The sequence below is a fragment of the Bradyrhizobium sp. Arg816 genome, assembly GCF_029989365.1.
Taxonomy (GTDB): Bacteria; Pseudomonadota; Alphaproteobacteria; order Rhizobiales; family Xanthobacteraceae; genus Bradyrhizobium.
The window spans coordinates 26092-41060 of record NZ_JAPRAQ010000037.1; the positions used below are offsets into that span (position 1 = coordinate 26092).

The 14969-nt window shown below is 59.5% G+C and carries 13 protein-coding genes; 10 read left to right on the forward strand and 3 right to left on the reverse strand.

What is annotated here, in order from left to right:
• From OWC48_RS42905 to OWC48_RS42930, 6 genes are read left to right on the forward strand one after another with little or no spacing between them, the layout of a single operon-like run.
• A complete protein-coding gene (locus OWC48_RS42905) occupies positions 1 to 861 on the forward strand; it encodes a carbohydrate ABC transporter permease (protein ID WP_282525429.1) in 861 nt (286 codons plus the stop codon).
• Positions 858 to 1799 (forward strand): ribokinase, encoded by a 942-nt coding sequence (locus OWC48_RS42910; RefSeq protein ID WP_282525430.1) that lies wholly within the window; start codon positions 858 to 860, stop codon positions 1797 to 1799. The genes OWC48_RS42905 and OWC48_RS42910 overlap by 4 nt, the downstream gene beginning before the upstream one ends.
• Positions 1796 to 2566 carry an SDR family NAD(P)-dependent oxidoreductase gene (locus OWC48_RS42915; protein ID WP_282525431.1) on the forward strand — a complete coding sequence of 257 codons (771 nt, stop codon included), beginning with the start codon at positions 1796 to 1798 and terminating at the stop codon, positions 2564 to 2566. The genes OWC48_RS42910 and OWC48_RS42915 overlap by 4 nt, the downstream gene beginning before the upstream one ends.
• Positions 2559 to 3386, forward strand: coding sequence for an HAD-IIA family hydrolase (locus tag OWC48_RS42920; protein ID WP_282525432.1), 828 nt, complete (start codon positions 2559 to 2561; stop codon positions 3384 to 3386). Before OWC48_RS42915 ends, OWC48_RS42920 begins: the two co-directional genes overlap by 8 nt.
• Entirely contained in the window at positions 3383 to 4498 is a 1116-nt protein-coding gene (locus tag OWC48_RS42925; protein ID WP_282525456.1) for a sn-glycerol-3-phosphate ABC transporter ATP-binding protein UgpC, read from the forward strand. The genes OWC48_RS42920 and OWC48_RS42925 overlap by 4 nt, the downstream gene beginning before the upstream one ends.
• Positions 4499 to 4555: 57 nt before the next feature.
• Positions 4556 to 6310, forward strand: coding sequence for a phosphoenolpyruvate hydrolase family protein (locus OWC48_RS42930; protein ID WP_282525433.1), 1755 nt, complete (start codon positions 4556 to 4558; stop codon positions 6308 to 6310).
• Between the two features lie 4 nt (positions 6311 to 6314).
• Here OWC48_RS42930 and OWC48_RS42935 read toward each other — a convergent pair whose 3' ends face one another.
• Entirely contained in the window at positions 6315 to 6866 is a 552-nt protein-coding gene (locus OWC48_RS42935; RefSeq protein WP_282525434.1) for a hypothetical protein, read from the reverse strand.
• 1502 nt (positions 6867 to 8368) lie between these two features.
• Here OWC48_RS42935 and OWC48_RS42940 point away from each other — a divergent pair.
• Positions 8369 to 8965, forward strand: coding sequence for a hypothetical protein (locus tag OWC48_RS42940; RefSeq protein WP_122405223.1), 597 nt, complete (start codon positions 8369 to 8371; stop codon positions 8963 to 8965).
• Here the strand turns inward: OWC48_RS42940 and OWC48_RS42945 are convergent, their stop codons facing one another.
• Together OWC48_RS42945 and OWC48_RS42950 are read right to left on the reverse strand one after the other, a co-directional pair.
• Positions 8966 to 9256, reverse strand: a complete 291-nt coding sequence (locus OWC48_RS42945) for a hypothetical protein (protein ID WP_282525435.1) — start codon at positions 9254 to 9256, stop codon at positions 8966 to 8968.
• 462 nt (positions 9257 to 9718) lie between these two features.
• A complete protein-coding gene (locus tag OWC48_RS42950; protein ID WP_282525436.1) occupies positions 9719 to 9904 on the reverse strand; it encodes an integrase arm-type DNA-binding domain-containing protein in 186 nt (61 codons plus the stop codon).
• 219 nt (positions 9905 to 10123) lie between these two features.
• Between OWC48_RS42950 and OWC48_RS42955 the strand changes: the two genes are divergently transcribed.
• From OWC48_RS42955 to OWC48_RS42965, 3 genes are read left to right on the forward strand one after another with little or no spacing between them, the layout of a single operon-like run.
• A complete protein-coding gene (locus OWC48_RS42955; RefSeq protein WP_282525437.1) occupies positions 10124 to 11374 on the forward strand; it encodes a Tm-1-like ATP-binding domain-containing protein in 1251 nt (416 codons plus the stop codon).
• Positions 11367 to 12230 carry a phosphoenolpyruvate hydrolase family protein gene (locus OWC48_RS42960; RefSeq protein ID WP_282525457.1) on the forward strand — a complete coding sequence of 288 codons (864 nt, stop codon included), beginning with the start codon at positions 11367 to 11369 and terminating at the stop codon, positions 12228 to 12230. Before OWC48_RS42955 ends, OWC48_RS42960 begins: the two co-directional genes overlap by 8 nt.
• Complete coding sequence (locus OWC48_RS42965; protein ID WP_282525438.1) at positions 12223 to 13998, forward strand: FAD-dependent oxidoreductase; 1776 nt, start codon at positions 12223 to 12225, stop codon at positions 13996 to 13998. The genes OWC48_RS42960 and OWC48_RS42965 overlap by 8 nt, the downstream gene beginning before the upstream one ends.
• The last annotated feature ends 971 nt before the right edge of the window (positions 13999 to 14969 follow it).

Below are 14969 nucleotides of genomic sequence, written 5' to 3' on the forward strand. Positions count from 1 at the left end.
ATGCGTTTCAATCGCTCAACGCCTACAAGCTTGTTCCCTAATCTGCTGGTTGTTGCCTGTACGCTGATCCTGACATTTCCGCTGGTCTGGATCGTGATGATGTCGCTGAAGCAGCAGGCCGAGGTCATGACGTGGCCGCCGCGCTTTATCTTCACTCCAACATTTGAAAACTTCCGCGTTTTGTTCGATGCCGCCCAGGCCGGGGCAACAAGCTACGGCACCATCAAGGTTGATTTCCTGACCCCGGTCACAAATAGCGTCGTGATCTCGCTTGGTGCGGTGCTCGTATCGCTCATCGCCGGGGTACCGGCAGGCTACGTCCTGGCGAGGCGTGATATCCCTATGAAGGAGGACATCGCATTCTTCATTCTTGGCTTCCGCTTCGCGCCGGCGCTCCTTGTCGTCATACCGCTGTTCAGCGTGTTCCAGACAGTCGGCCTTTATGACACCTATTTCGGTATGATCTGGGTCTATCAAGTCGTCACGCTGCCAATGATCATTTGGCTGAGCCGTTCATATATCGAGGACATCCCAAAGGACATTGAGGAGGCGGCCGCCATGGATGGCGCAAAGCCATTCCGAGTTGTCTGGCACATCGTTCTTCCGCTTCTAAAGCCCGGCTTGATAGGCGCTTCTTTGCTTATCTTCCTGCTCGCGTGGCACAACTTCGCGCTCGGCCTGATCCTTAGTTCGACGAAAGCACCAGTCACCGTCGCCCTGCTCAAGCTGCTCAACCCGGGCGTTCAGTTCTATCCGGTGATGGCTGCGGGTCTGGTGGTGACCATGATTGTGCCGGTCATCCTGATCATCCTTGGCCAGCGTCATCTCGAACGTGGTCTTACCTTCGGGGCCGTGAAATGAGCCCCAGACCATTGATGTTCTTCGGAACGACCAATCTCGACCTCTGCTTCAACGTCGAGCGGCTTCCAGCGCCGGGTGAAAGCCAGATGGGAAGCTTGAAGCGGAATGCGGGAGGCAAGGGCGCCAATCAGGCGGTCGCCGCCGCTCGATTGGGCCTTCAGCCGAGCTTCTACACCCGACTTGGCGATGACGACGCCGGTCGATCGTTGCGGCAAGCGCTGGGTGAGGCAGGTGTCCGTCTCGATGCCATTGCGGTGTGCCCAGGGGAGATATCGGGTTCTGCTCTCGTGCTTGTGGGTGACGACGGCTCCAACATGATCGTCATAGACCCGGGAGCCAATGCAAATGTCACACCAAGCATGGTCGAAAAGGCGGCCAAATTCATTGAGCGGGACGCAATCGTCGTTGCCGAGATGGGCATGCCAGTCCCCGCGCTCAATCACCTCTTTGCAATGAAGAGCGTCAAGGGGTTCGATCTCATTTTCAATCCGGCGCCCGTGAGGGCGGGCCTGTCCGCGGCGGCGTGGAGGAGTGTTGATTTCGTCACCCCAAACCAAACGGAAGCTTTCGAGCTCACCGGGGTCGAGGTACACGACTTCGACAGCGCCGCTCATGCGGCTGGAAAGCTCCTCGATCTCGGCCCGAGAGCAGCCCTGATCACACTTGGTGCGCAGGGCGCCTACTACGCTGATGCCAGCGCGTCTTTTGCGCTGCGGGCATTTCCTGTGAAGGTCGTTGATACGACCGCGGCGGGCGATGCCTTTAATGGAGCCTTCGCCGCCTCTCTAGCCCACCGGTTGCCAATACGAGAAGCGATCAAAAAGGCGCTCGCGGTTGCCGCCCTATGTGTGACGCGACGCGGTGCCCAAAGCTCGATGCCTAGCGGTGAGGCCGTCGACGAATTTCTGAATTCTCAAACGATCTTGGAGTTGGAATGACCGAACAGTTCTCAGTTGCAGACAGGACCGTGCTCGTGACCGGTGCGGGTGGGGGCATTGGCTCAGCCATTGCCAATGCTTTCCGTCAAGGCGGTGCGAACGTCCTGGCAACCGACGTAAATGTGGAAAACCTCCGGGACATTCTGACGCGCTTGCCGCACGGCAATGGGATCCTGCCCATGAGCATGGACGTGTCTCGAGAAGATGATGTCGGCAGGGTGCTTGATGAGATCGCCAAGCGCTTCGGCAGGCTTGATGTCCTGATCAACAACGCCGGAATAAAATCGGCTCAGCCGCTTCTAACCGGCAATGCCGAGAAGATCGAAAAAACCATACAGATCAATTCCGTCGCGGTGCTTCGCTGTGCCAAGCAAACGATCGAGCGCTTCATGAAGGGCAAGGGCGGCCGCATCGTCAATGTCGGGTCCTCGTTGTCATCTCAAGGCGCGGTTTTCAACTACCAGGCTGGCGGCGCTGATTATTGCTTGTCAAAGGCAATCGTGCACGACGTGACAAAGCTGCTCGCTTATGAATGTGCTCCGCTCAAGATCAACGTCAACGCGATCGCACCCGGGATTATCGATACACCCATGCACGGGCGTCCGCGGGAGGAGACCGAAGCGCGCCACAGTGGCCGAATTCCGCTGGGCCGGGTCGGATTGCCGGAAGATATCGCAGGGCTCGCGGTGTTCCTGGCCAGCCCCGCAGCTTCCTACATGACCGGGCAGATTGTCCATGTGAATGGCGGGATGCTGATGAATGGTTAGCACCGGCTCCAAAGTCAACTGGCCGCCGATAGAAGGGGTCATCTCCGATCTGGATGGGGTCGTCTATCGTGGCACCACCGCAGTCGCGGATGCGATAGAAGCATTTACGCGATGGCAGGAAGCCGACGTGCCGTTCTGTTTTGTGACGAACAATTCCACGCATACCCCGGAGGACGTCGTCCGCAAGCTGAGAGGATTTGGTCTTTCGATCGCACCGTCAGAGGTGGTCACAAGCGCCATCACCGCCGCAGAACTCATTCGAGCGAATTATCCGCACTTGACGCGAATCTATGTCATCGGCGCTCCCTCGCTTGTCATGGCCATGCGCGATGTTGGGCTGGAGGTCACTGACCGAACGCCTGAAGCGGTTGTGATGGGACTTGACCGGGATATCACGCACGAGAAGATGCGAATTGCCGTTGAGGCGATCCTTAATGGCGCTGTCTTCATCGGAACCAATCCCGATCTTCTGCTGCCGACGGCCAGCGGGTTCGAGCCCGGGGCTGGTGCGACGATTGCAGCTGTGGCAGCCGCTACGCAAGTGCAGCCTTCGATCGTTGGAAAGCCGCAGGCGCCGATGATCGAAACAGCGCTCTCACGCCTTGGTACGAACCGCGGTTCGACCATTATGATCGGAGACCAAGTTTCTACGGATATTCAAGCCGGAAAGAGGGCGGGTCTTGCCACGGTGCTTGTTACAACCGGCGTGCCGACGCGTCAGGGGCCGTCCTTGATGGCCCCCGACTTCATCGTATCGAGCTTGCGCGAAATTGAGGTAAGTGCTGCTCGCGCGCCTCAGGCGCGACAGAGGAGGGCATAATGGCCAACGTTCGCCTGGAGAGCCTCAAGAAGGCCTATGGGACTATCGAGATCCTGCGTAATATCGACCTGACCATCGATCACGGCGAATTTGTCGTCTTCGTTGGTCCGTCCGGGTCAGGCAAATCCACCCTTCTGCGCATGATTGGCGGGCTCGAGCCCATCAGCGGTGGGCGGCTCCTCATCGACAATGAGCTCGTCAACGACATAGATGCCGCCGATCGCAACCTCGGCATGGTCTTTCAAAGTTACGCTCTCTATCCGCATATGACGGTGAGAGAGAACCTGGCCTTTCCCCTGCGCATGGCCAAAGCCTCGAAAGCCGAGATCGCCGCCAAGATAGTTAAAACAGCGTCGCTATTGCAGATCGACCATCTATTGGATCGCAAGCCTCGACAGCTTTCAGGCGGGCAACGCCAGCGCGTCGCAATCGGGCGCGCCATCATGCGAGAACCAAAAGTGTTCCTGTTCGATGAGCCCCTGTCCAACCTGGACACCGAATTGCGCGTGCAAATGCGGGTTCAGATCGCCAAACTCCACAAGCAGCTCGGAAATACCATGATCTATGTGACGCATGATCAGGTCGAGGCGATGACCATGGCCGACAAGATCGTCGTCCTCAAGGACGGCAACATCGAACAGGTCGGCAGCCCCCACGATCTATATCACAATCCGGCCTCGCGCTTTGTGGCAGGATTCATCGGCTCGCCGAAGATGAACTTCCTGGGCGGCAAGGTCGAGGCAGCTCACGAGCATGGTCTGGACGTCCGACTGGGGGCCGGCTCTACGATCTCCGTTCCGGTCCAGCCGGACCAAAGGCTAGTTGGCAAGGCGGTCACCGTCGGAATCCGCCCGGATGACTTCTCCTCGCCGGCACCCGAGCAGCAGGAGATCTCCATTGGACTCGACGTGGATTTCGTTGAGCATCTCGGTAGCGTCACGTACATCTACGGTAACGTTGGAGACGAAACGGTCGTCGCCAGGGCGCCAAAATCCGGCTCGCGCAAGGGAGCCGGAAAGCTCACCCTCACCGCCGCTCCAGCCGATTGCCACTTGTTCATGAGCAATGGAAAGGCGGTTCGGCGGTTGCAAGCGCCTGCGACTTGGAGCTAGTCTTGATGTCGAGCCGTGCGATGATGCCGGCTTCAGATCGACACGCGGATCACTGAGGTGAAGGAAGCCGGCATCAGGCAGTTCTTCCGGAATTCCCGTTCGTTCGTCCTTGGTGCGGGGATCGGATCTGGCATGACGGCCAGGGCCGCGGAACGGGCGGGCGCCGACTTCGTGCTCGCACTCAATGCTGGCCGTTTTCGTGCCATGGGCGGGGCCTCGCCCGCCTCCATTCTTCCAATCCGCAATAGTAACGAGTTCGTAGCGGGGTACGGACGGACCGAGATCCTGCCAAACACAAAGCTGCCGGTCTTCTTCGGCACCTGTACATTCGACCCCGAGCTTGATCTGGATCGATGGCTCGACCGAATCGTCAAATGGGGATTTGCAGGTGTGACCAACTTCCCTTCCGTCATACACATCGATGATGACCGCAGGTCATTGCTCGAGAAGTCCGGCCTTGGCTATTCCCGGGAGATCGAGCTCCTTGTGAAGGCTGCAAAACGCGGCCTGATGACGATTGCCTATGCTCGCAGTCAATCTGAAGCGCGTCGAATGGTCGAAGCAGGTGCCGAGGCCATTTGCATCAATTTCAATTTAAACCGCGCGGTTGAAAGCGGGCCCGATCCGTCGATCAGCCTGTCTGAACTTGCAGCCCGTACGAATGCCGTTGCGCGCGTTGCTCAATCCGTCAACAAGAGCACCATTTGCCTGCTTGGTGGCGGCCCGATTACAAAGCCGGACGAGCTCCTGGACATCTGTCGCGAGACCGGAATCCAGGGGTTCATCGGAGGCTCTTCGCTGGACCGCGTGCCTCTGGAAATGTCGGTCCTCGAGGTGACGTCGGGCTTCAAGACCATCCACCTGTTGCGCGAGAAGGTGGATCTGCTCGAACGGCAGCTGCAGTTGAGTGGCTTCAGGCACGGCGTCATCGCGCAGTCCTCGGCAATGAAGCGCATCCTCGAGATGACCAAACGCGTTGCGGCGACCCCCAACCCAGTCCTCATCTGGGGGGAGGCCGGCTCCGGCAAGCGTAGAATAGCAAGCCTGGTTCACGCATTTAGCGACCGCCGGCACGCCAAAGCGGCGTTGTTTCATTGCCGACCCGGTCCGGCGATGGATACACTCGGCCCGTTGTTCGGCGCCGAGCGCCTTGAGAGCGGCAGACGCCAATTGTCGCTCCTGGAGGCGTCGAGCGACGGCGCCGTCCTGCTGCTGCATGTTGACCAGCTTTCGCGTGAAGGCCAGGAGCGCCTCGCCGATTACCTGGAGACAGGCGGGTTTACCCCTCTGAACGGGGTAACTGTCATGCGTTCCCACGCCCGGATCATTGCGACCGCAACGGTGGCCCGAGGCGCTGGCCTTGAAACGGTTCTGTGCGCGCGGCTTCTCGACCTTTTTACCGGGCTGGATGTCCAGGTACCTTCGCTACCCGACAGGCTTGAAGATCTGCCGCAACTCGTTCAACACTTCACCGTCGAAGCCAAAGGAGATTCCAGCGCCCAGACGCTCACGATAGAAAACTCTGCATTCCTTGCGCTCGCCGGGCACGATTGGCCAGGCAATTTGCGCGAGTTGCGGCAGGTCGTCAACCAGCTCGCGACCATGCCATCAAGTCACATCACCGGTGAGGTGCTAAAGCCGTTGTTGCAGCCCCCTTCAGGCGCACGGCCCGCGGCCTCGCTGTCCGAGCGAGACTGGATTATCGAGGGTCTGAAGAGAAACCGGCTTCACCGCGGCAAGACTGCTCGCTCTCTCGGGCTTTCGCGCAAAACCCTCTACAACAAAATCAAGAAACTGCGGATCCTCGAATAAGGCCTCATGCCCGTCGGAGCGGCTGCTTGGCCGTGGCGGCCTGCTCCAGGGAGAACTTCGGTACCGACGACGATCCATGAGAGCCAAGGCTTACGAGCCCGATGTCCGATCCAATCGGCAGCGCAAGCACCTCGGGTCGCAGATAGACGGACCCATCCAGCTGTGAACCTAGCCGTTGCTCCGCTGCTGTCATCTTTGCCTCGTCGGCCGCGACAAACAGGACTTTGAACCCTCGGCTTGCAAACCACTCCATACGGCGAAGCTCGAGCTCCTGACCGCGATCGAGCGGCACTCCTGCCGGTGTCCGTTCAATCATGGGGGCAGGCGGAAAGTTCGTCACTCCGGTCATCCCTGCATCTTCCAACAAATCACCAAGATCTTCCCAGCATGCAAACGGGTCGATCATGACGATCGCCGCATAGCAGGAAGGGGGCATTTTGGGCCCCGCTTCCAAGTCCCGCAGGAGACAGTCGTTCCAGTCGATGACGGGAAGCGTGGCCATGACCAGCATGGCGTTCTGTGGAAGGGTCCGCAGTGACGGCGCATAGATCGTCATCTGATCACCGCGAGACGAGGAGAGACTTGCGGCAAGGCGACCTAAGACATTGGCTCTCACGGTTTTTACCCAACCCTACCCAATTGATGCTTCCGCCGATCTTACACGCCGCTTCATCCAGGTCTAGACCACGACTTCGATCGTTGTCGGAGCAACGTCCTGTATTTCTTTGGCGCAGGAGCCAGGTTCGGCTGGAAAGGGATGGTCGTCGGCGCCGTTTCCTCCTGGCTGCTTGAGTGGGCTCTCCGCGCCCGTCCAGAGTGTCGAATGCGATTTGCTGCAGGGTACTGAGGAGCTCCGCTCGCTATGAAAGAGGGCCCGTGAAGCGCCTCGGGAAAAAAATCGGGCGAGCTATCTGCGCCCTACGGATCCGCTAGCAGACCGGTTGTCTGCTTCCTCCCTGACTGGCGCCGCTGCTGGAAAACTCCGGCAGCGGCATCTTTTTGACTCGGAGCGCGCCTTGCCGCGCGGTCGGGAATTGGTGACGGCTCGCGACCTTGCGGGGAGCCCCAATCCATCAAAGATCCGCCAGCTACGCTTGCCCCAGTCTGGTTTCAAATGGTGAGGCGGCTTCCAATCCACACGGTGGCGCTTAATCACCTCGTTTCGGAACTGCTGTACCTCATCGGGCGCCTTCATCGAAACGCAGAGCGCCCCCTGTGCTCGCTCCATTGCGAGCGATCCTTTCGATGATGGGGCAGGTCCCGGAACGCTCTTGGCTGGCTAAGGACCTCGCCTCAATCACCGTTCAGCGCTGCACAGCCGGCGGCTGTTCAACGCTGGTGGATGCTTTCCCCGAGTTCGTGAGGCGCTCGAGGCGCATCAAGAGATGGCTCAGCCATGGTGGCATTCTGGGCGGGCTCTCAGAGCTTGGCAAGGGTGTGCGCTGGACGATGCCAGCGAAACTGGGACGAGAATGTCGTCCTTCGCGTCCAGGTGCGCGCGGCTCACTTTGATGGGACCCTTCGCTCTCTTTATTGTCCTCACTTAGCTGCGGCTGAACAGGCATGGTCGTGACGTTCGCTCGCTCTTTGGCTGCGGCTACCAATCAATGCTCCGAGGAACGAACTGCGCCGCGCCACGGGGTGCGCCCCGACGAGCGATCAGCTCCAATCGCGACGTGATGTATCGAGCCAGCACTGTTGGGTCGGCGCCGCAGTAGGGTGAGTATCGAGTACCGTTCGGCGACATCTCGCCAACGCTCATCCCGCGACGGTGAGAACGGACACTTGCTTGCGGTCATTGGCGGTTGGGCAATTGAGACCTGTGGCAGACAAGGCTTCTCCCGCAGATCGAGTGCAGCGTCAGGGCAAAGTCGTCGGCTTGCCCAGCTTGTTGGCGCCGCACTCCCTGTGGCGTCTGCACTGCCCACGAGACGCCGCCAGATCGTCGCCGGAAGTTCACGGTGCTTCAGGGAGTTAGGCAGGGGTGAGTCATAATGACTCACTAAAAACCCTTGCGGAATCAATGATTCTGATACTCTGCCATCCGAGGAGATTCGGATGGCAGACCCAACTTACAATTTGAACGGCGGCTTTAAGCCGACAATGAAAAGGTTCGCTGATCTCAGCGGGCCAGATTTTTTCCCCACCCCACCGTGGGCAACGTTTGCTCTGATCGACAACGAAAAATTCACCGGCGAGATTTGGGAAAGCGCGTGTGGTGATGGGACGATGTCCCGGGTGCTAGAGCAGACCGGGCAGCCCGTTCGCAGTTCTGATTTATACGATCGCGGCTATGGCGAGATCGGCTTTGACTTTCTTGAGCCGAAATGGTCAGCCGACAACATCGTAACCAATCCGCCTTACAACTGCGCTGAGGGCTTTGTCGCCAGCGGCGTCAAGCATTCGAACCGCAAGTTCGCACTGCTGTTGCGGCTTGCCTTCTTAGAGGGCGCGAACCGCGCAAATACGATCTTCGCAAAGATACCGCCCGCTCGGGTCTGGGTTTTCAGTGAACGTATTACTTTCTATCCTAGCGGCGTAGAGCCGAAGGGCAGCGGAACGACGGCTTATGCATGGTTTGTTTGGGATAAAGAAGCGCCGGGCAGAACCGAGCTGAAATGGTTCAAACCCGGCTATAAGGCGAAGTTCTCCTAGCTAGGCTGCAACCTCGCGCCCCGGCAGCGCCAAGCCGCCGGGGATGGCGACAAGCTCGCCTTCGTAGATGGCGTTTCTGGGCGACGCTTTATGCGAGGTGATGTTGCGCACCTGCTGCTCCCATAACGCCTCGCCTGGCCGGGTCGGTGATGGCGCAAGGTCTTCTGCCGAAAGCGTTAGGTAGTTCGGAATTTCTTCAATCAACTCTTTAATGGTCGCACGACCTGAAGCTCGATCGGTAAGAACTTTGATGGCCGCTTCGGCAACTTCAGCTTCGGTAACTCGGGACATATTCCCTACCTCCATTCTAGTGGACTCCAGAGATAGGTTCGCGCAATGGTAGTTGGAGTCAGTATAACTACGGTGGTAATTTCAGTGGCCTGCTTTGAAATCCCGAGTGGCCTATTTCGGCCAGTACCGACCATCTTCAATATTCAGGACTGACCATGCCGGACATCGACTTCATCCGGGTCGAAATCGAGCGCATGCGCACGCAGTCAGGGAGGCAGCGGAAAGAGATCCTCCAGCTTCAGCGGGCGGGCATTGGGACAGCCTCTCGCGCGGATGGTGGCCAAGATCGACGATCTCTCCACTCAGCGGGACGCGCTGAAGGGGCCCGGCCAGAACAAGAGCAGGGCGCTTGGAGGGCGGAAGTGGTGAGGTACTTCAGCGACGAGCCCAGGCTGTCGCCCTTTCTCAAGCCCTAAAATGAAGCTCGCCGTTTGGCTAGCCGCGATTACCGCCTGCGCCAGATCATGATGGGGTATTCCCGAGGGTGATACGCTGCATCTTCTCGTGACGCTTGAAGCGGAAGCAGAAGGTCTTTCGGGAAGCGGTTACCCGGATCGCCAGCCCCTTGCAGGCATCATCCTTGACCTCGAAGCGCTCAGTCCCTCGGGCCTTGAGCGAGGCGACGTAGCGGTCGGTGAAACGGGGCATCGGATTCCGGCTCCGGGGTTCGGCGCGCGGTTTCCCCCGGGAAACTTTTGCACCAAGGCTTGTTCGTTGGGGATTTCGAGTCGTCCGCGAAGCGGCTGCTGCTTCTATGGCCGCTTGGCACCTACCCAACTTTACCCAGTCGCGCTCGTATCCGGGCTTATGAGCCATTTTAGTTCGATCTAGACCTCCAAATGTCCTGAAACGTCTAGGAGGAAGATCGTGTCTCACCATTGCGCGGACGACCAGAGGTCGGTCCGGGATGGTCACCCGTCCGATCTTTCGGGCAAGGTCGCGATTATCGCAACCTTGGACACAAAGGGCCGCGAAAGCGCTTATCTCGCGCGCGTCGTCGAACGGTCGGGCCGCAAGACCCTTACGATTGATGTAGGCACATCAAACAGGAGGTGCAGAAGCGAGGCGGATAGCAGCGAGGAACGGGTGGCTGCACCCGCTGAGCTCTTACGGGAAATAGCTGCAAGCGCGCGTGAAGAAGTCAAGGAGCTCCTGCGATCAGGTGCGATCGACGCGATCGTCGGAGTGGCGGGCGGCAAAGGCAGCGCAGTCTTCGGTGAAGTTGTATCGGATTTGCCGTATGGATTCCCAAAGCTGCTGGTGAGCAGCGCGAGGCCAGCCCTCCTGGCCGAACTCGCCCTCCACAATGACATCATCCTCTATCCGACCCTGGTCGATCTGTTCGGAATCAACGCGTTCACCGAACGCGTTCTCGACAACGCAGGGCGGGCCATTGCGGCGATGCGCTATGTGCCTGCCCGAGATCGGCGGAAGAGAAAGACTGTTGCGATCACGGCCTTTGGGGTCACGACGCCGGCGGCAAATCGCTGTGTAGCGCGGCTGGCAGAAGCAGGCTTCGACGCGATTGTCTTTCCGGCCAATGGCGCTGGGGGCCGCAAGATGGAGCAGCTCGTGTCCGCCGGTGAGTTCGATGCTGTGATCGATTTGACCACAACCGAGCTCGCTGACGAGCTGGTCGGCGGCACCGCCAGCGCAGGTCCGGATCGGCTCACAGCAGCTTCTCACCGCATGATTCCTCAGCTTATCGCGCCGGGAGCTGTCGACATGGTGAACTTTGGCCCTCCCTCGAGCGTGCCTGCCGAGTTCAAGGGGCGGCAATTCTATTCGCATACCCCCTTCACGACGCTCATGCGGACGACGGCCTCGGAGAACGAGCGCATAGGCAGGCTCACAGCAGAGCGCCTTTCGCAAGCAAAGGCGCCCGCCCTCGTGTTGTGGCCGGCCAAGGGGGTGTCTGACTATGACCGGGACGGTGGAATCTTTCGAAATCCTGAAGCCGATAGAGCCTGGTTCGACGCTGTCAGGCAAAACCTACCGCCCTCGATCATCGCCCGCGAGCTGGATTGTCACATCAACGATCCGGAATTTGCGGACGCGGCCGCATCGTGGATCGTCGAACGACTGACACCAGGAGGGTCATCCCGTGCGGATGTTTGATCGGGCCGAAATACTCGCAAAGATCACAGCTCAAGTTGCGGCGGGAAAGGCAGTGATTGCCGCGGCGAGCAGTTGCGGGCTCGTCGCAAAATGCGCAGCTCTCGGCGGGGCTGACATGCTCGTGGTCTACAGTACTGGGTTATCGCGGTTGATGGGGCTGCCGACGAGCCGGATCGGCGATTCCAATGCGCGCACGCTCGAGCTGGCGGCGGAGATCCGCAACGTCGTCTCCTCCGTGCCTGTTATAGGCGGTGTCGAGGCCTGGGATCCCCTCCGGCTCGACCTCGATGATCTTCTGGACAAGTTCTGGGCTGCCGGCTTCTCCGGCGTGATCAACTACCCGACCATTTCAACGATGGGTGAGAAATGGCGTGAACGTCGAGGCCGCGTCGGGCTCGGCTTTGAGCGTGAAGTTGAGATGATCGCGGCGGCCCGCAAGAAGAACATCTTCTCGCTCGCCTATGTCGCAAGCCCGCACGACGCCAAAGCGATGGTCACGGCGGGAGCCGACTGCATCGTCCCACATGTCGGCGCAACGCGCGGCGGGCTTGTGGGGCATGAGGAGGGACAGTCGATTGAAGAGGCCATCAGGCGCATCAACGACATCAATGCTGCAGCTCAAGCCGTCCGCCCGGACGTCACCCTTCTCTGCCATGGCGGGGCAATCGCTGAGCCCCGGGATACCTCGGAAGTCTACCGATCGACCGGATGTGTCGGCTTCGTTGGCGCCTCCTCGATCGAACGGATCCCGATCGAGCGGGCGGTGAAGGCTGCAGCCGAAGAATTCAAAGCCGTTCCGCTCCCGCGAGAGCGTCAGCATTCACTGCAGAAACTGCACCGAGGCATGAATGAATAGCCCAATCACCGAATTGAAACCCAATGCCGCTTCCTTCTCCAAAGCGAGTAAGCCAACGCACGATTTGGAGACGGACGTGCTCGTGATCGGCAGCGGCGCGGCTGGACTGTCCGCAGCGCTCTATGCGGCAAAGGCCGGACTTCGCGTGACGGTGTGCGAGAAGTCTGACCGGCTCGGTGGCACGACCGCCCTGTCGAACGGCATGATCTGGGTTCCATGCTCAATGCAGGCCCGAGCCGCGAAAATCGATGATTCGATTGCGAATGCGAAGATCTATCTACAACACGAACTTGGCAACTACTATCGCCCCGAGTTCGTGGACGCCTATCTTGAAGACGGCCCAACGGCGCTCGCCAGCTTGGAGAATGGGAGTGAAGTGAAGTTCACACTGGCCTCCGCTCCGGATTATCATTCCAGCCAAATCGGCGGGGTCGACAAGGGGCGGGCGCTGAGCCCGGCACCTTACGACGGACGGCTTCTCGGCAAGGATTTCGACCTGATAGGTGATCCGATTCGCGTCGTGCTCGGCGGCATGATGATTTCGTCCGGCGAGGTCAGAAGCTTCCTCAACCCCTTCCAGTCGGCTGCCTCGCTCAAACACGTCCTGCGCCGGGTCAGCCGCTACGCAGGCGACCGGCTGCGCTACAGGAGGGGCACTGAACTCAGTGGCGGCAATGCGCTGATCGCGCGGTTATTGGTAAGCCTGCGCAGATATGGCATTGAAATCTGGCCACGCTGCCCGTCAGTAGATCTGACGAGGGAGGGAGGGAGGGTTACTGGCGCACTCCTCAAGCGGGATGGCAGAGATCTGCGCGTCCGCGCCTCGCACGGAGTGATCCTGGCAACCGGTGGCTTTGCGCGGAACGGAAAATTGCGATCCCAGCTCAGCCGAGCCCACCAGCACAATGATACGCTCGCCCACAGCGATGTCACCGGCGATGGTATTGCGCTCGCAGGCAAGCTCGGAGCTACGATCGATAATGACGTGGCATCGAGCGGCTTCTGGACGCCTGTCTCGATACTCAGAAACGGCCGCTCCTCGCAAGTGGTCCCGTACGGCTGGCTCGATCGTGGCCGTCCAGGCGTCATCGCCGTGGGACCAAATGCCAAGCGCTTCGTCAATGAATCCAATTCGTATCATGATATCTGCCTTGCCATGTTCAACAACGGTTATCCGGCGGACAAGCGGTTCTATTTCATCTGCGACAAGGAATTCGTCCGCCTCAGGGGCATGGGACACCTGCTCCCCTGGCCATGGACATTGAGCATCAAGAAGTATGCCCGGTTGGGCTACATCGAGATTGGCCGCACTATTGCGGAGCTGGCGGCGGAATTGGGCCTAGACCCCAACGAGCTCCAAAAGACCGTTGAAGAACACAATACCCACGCAGCTGAAGGACGCGATCCGCTCTTCAACCGCGGTGAAACGGCTTTCAACCGCACCCTGGGAGATCCGGCGGTCGGAAAGAAAAACCCGAACCTTGGAGCTATCAAAAGCAGCCCATTCATCGCACTCCCAATTGTCCCGGCAACCCTTGGAACGGCCACCGGCCTCTCAACCGATGCAGAAGGACAGGTCCTGAATGGAAATGGGGCGCCGATCGCAGGTCTTTATGCCTGCGGCAATGACATGACCTCGCCGATGCGTGGAATCTATCCTGGGGCAGGCATTACGATCGGCCCGGCGATTGTGTTCGCCTACCGCGCGGTCGACAGCATCGTGCGGTCGGCGCGACAGGAGCAGCCCGCGGTGGCATCGGGAGCGTAAGCCGAATGCTCTCTCCTGTTCCCCGGCGACGACAGACCAGGGTAAAGTAGGAGCGTGGATGGTCAACTAGCACCGCTTTGAGCACCTTTATGAAGAGCCCTGCCGGGTTTCATGCCGTTATGATCTCCTGACCTAGAGGGGCACGATGGCCGCTCACGCCGCGCCAAGATCGTTGCAACCGTCGGTCCGGCAACCGCGTCCCCTGAAAGTTTCGTGCACTCTATCTTTCCGGGGCTGATACGTTCACGCTGAACTTCAGCCATGGGACCCATGACGACCACGCCCGCGTGTTTCGACTCGATCCGTGCGCTCGAGCGGGAGTTCAATCGGCCGATCGGCGTGATACAGGATCTGCAAGGCCAGAAGATCCGCATTGGCCGGCCCGATGAAGGTAAGCTCGCGCTGGATGCCGAGGAGACCGTCTGCTTCACACGAAGCGAAAGGACGGGCGGGAAGCAGTCCATTCCGCTGCCTCATCCGGAAATATTCGCCGCGCTTATCCCCACGCGCATTATACTCGCGAGGGAGCGGAAAGGGGCATCAAAGACTACTGGGAGACAGTTGCGAGACGCCCGGGGATGCTGAACTGGTCGGTGAAGCAGTTGGCCAAGCGAAGCGGACTATCATGCGCCGTCATCAGCTGACTGGAAGAGTATAGTGACACGCCTCCCGCGTCCGACGAGTTGCTTCAAACCCTCTGGACCCGCTCGTTGGCAAGCCAGGTGTTCGGCCCAAATGAGTTCATCCTTTTTGGTGCTGAACTAACCGCCGGCGGCCATCGTTAGGTGGTGCATCCTCTCGTCTGGTTTCCTCCCCATGGTTGGGCATCGTTCGCCGCGGAACGCGTGTGCCCGCCTGCGACGCAGTTAGGGCATGCGGATAGCTCTCCTATCGCTTTTTGCCGCATCGAAATTGGGCTGGCGAGAACGCTAGGCACCCGCCGGAGGGCTCTCTTTAACGCGGGCGCAATG

Excerpts from the sequence above, each read along its gene's own strand:
- OWC48_RS42935 (WP_282525434.1), bottom strand. The coding sequence starts at position 6,866 with ATGACGATCTATGCGCCGTCACTGCGGACCCTTCCACAGAACGCCATG.
- OWC48_RS42965 (WP_282525438.1), top strand. The coding sequence starts at position 12,223 with ATGAATAGCCCAATCACCGAATTGAAACCCAATGCCGCTTCCTTCTCC.
- OWC48_RS42940 (WP_122405223.1), top strand. The coding sequence starts at position 8,369 with ATGGCAGACCCAACTTACAATTTGAACGGCGGCTTTAAGCCGACAATG.
- OWC48_RS42945 (WP_282525435.1), bottom strand. The coding sequence starts at position 9,256 with ATGTCCCGAGTTACCGAAGCTGAAGTTGCCGAAGCGGCCATCAAAGTT.
- OWC48_RS42905 (WP_282525429.1), top strand. The coding sequence starts at position 1 with ATGCGTTTCAATCGCTCAACGCCTACAAGCTTGTTCCCTAATCTGCTG.
- OWC48_RS42910 (WP_282525430.1), top strand. The coding sequence starts at position 858 with ATGAGCCCCAGACCATTGATGTTCTTCGGAACGACCAATCTCGACCTC.
- OWC48_RS42915 (WP_282525431.1), top strand. The coding sequence starts at position 1,796 with ATGACCGAACAGTTCTCAGTTGCAGACAGGACCGTGCTCGTGACCGGT.
- OWC48_RS42950 (WP_282525436.1), bottom strand. The coding sequence starts at position 9,904 with ATGCCCCGTTTCACCGACCGCTACGTCGCCTCGCTCAAGGCCCGAGGG.
- OWC48_RS42960 (WP_282525457.1), top strand. The coding sequence starts at position 11,367 with ATGTTTGATCGGGCCGAAATACTCGCAAAGATCACAGCTCAAGTTGCG.
- OWC48_RS42920 (WP_282525432.1), top strand. The coding sequence starts at position 2,559 with ATGGTTAGCACCGGCTCCAAAGTCAACTGGCCGCCGATAGAAGGGGTC.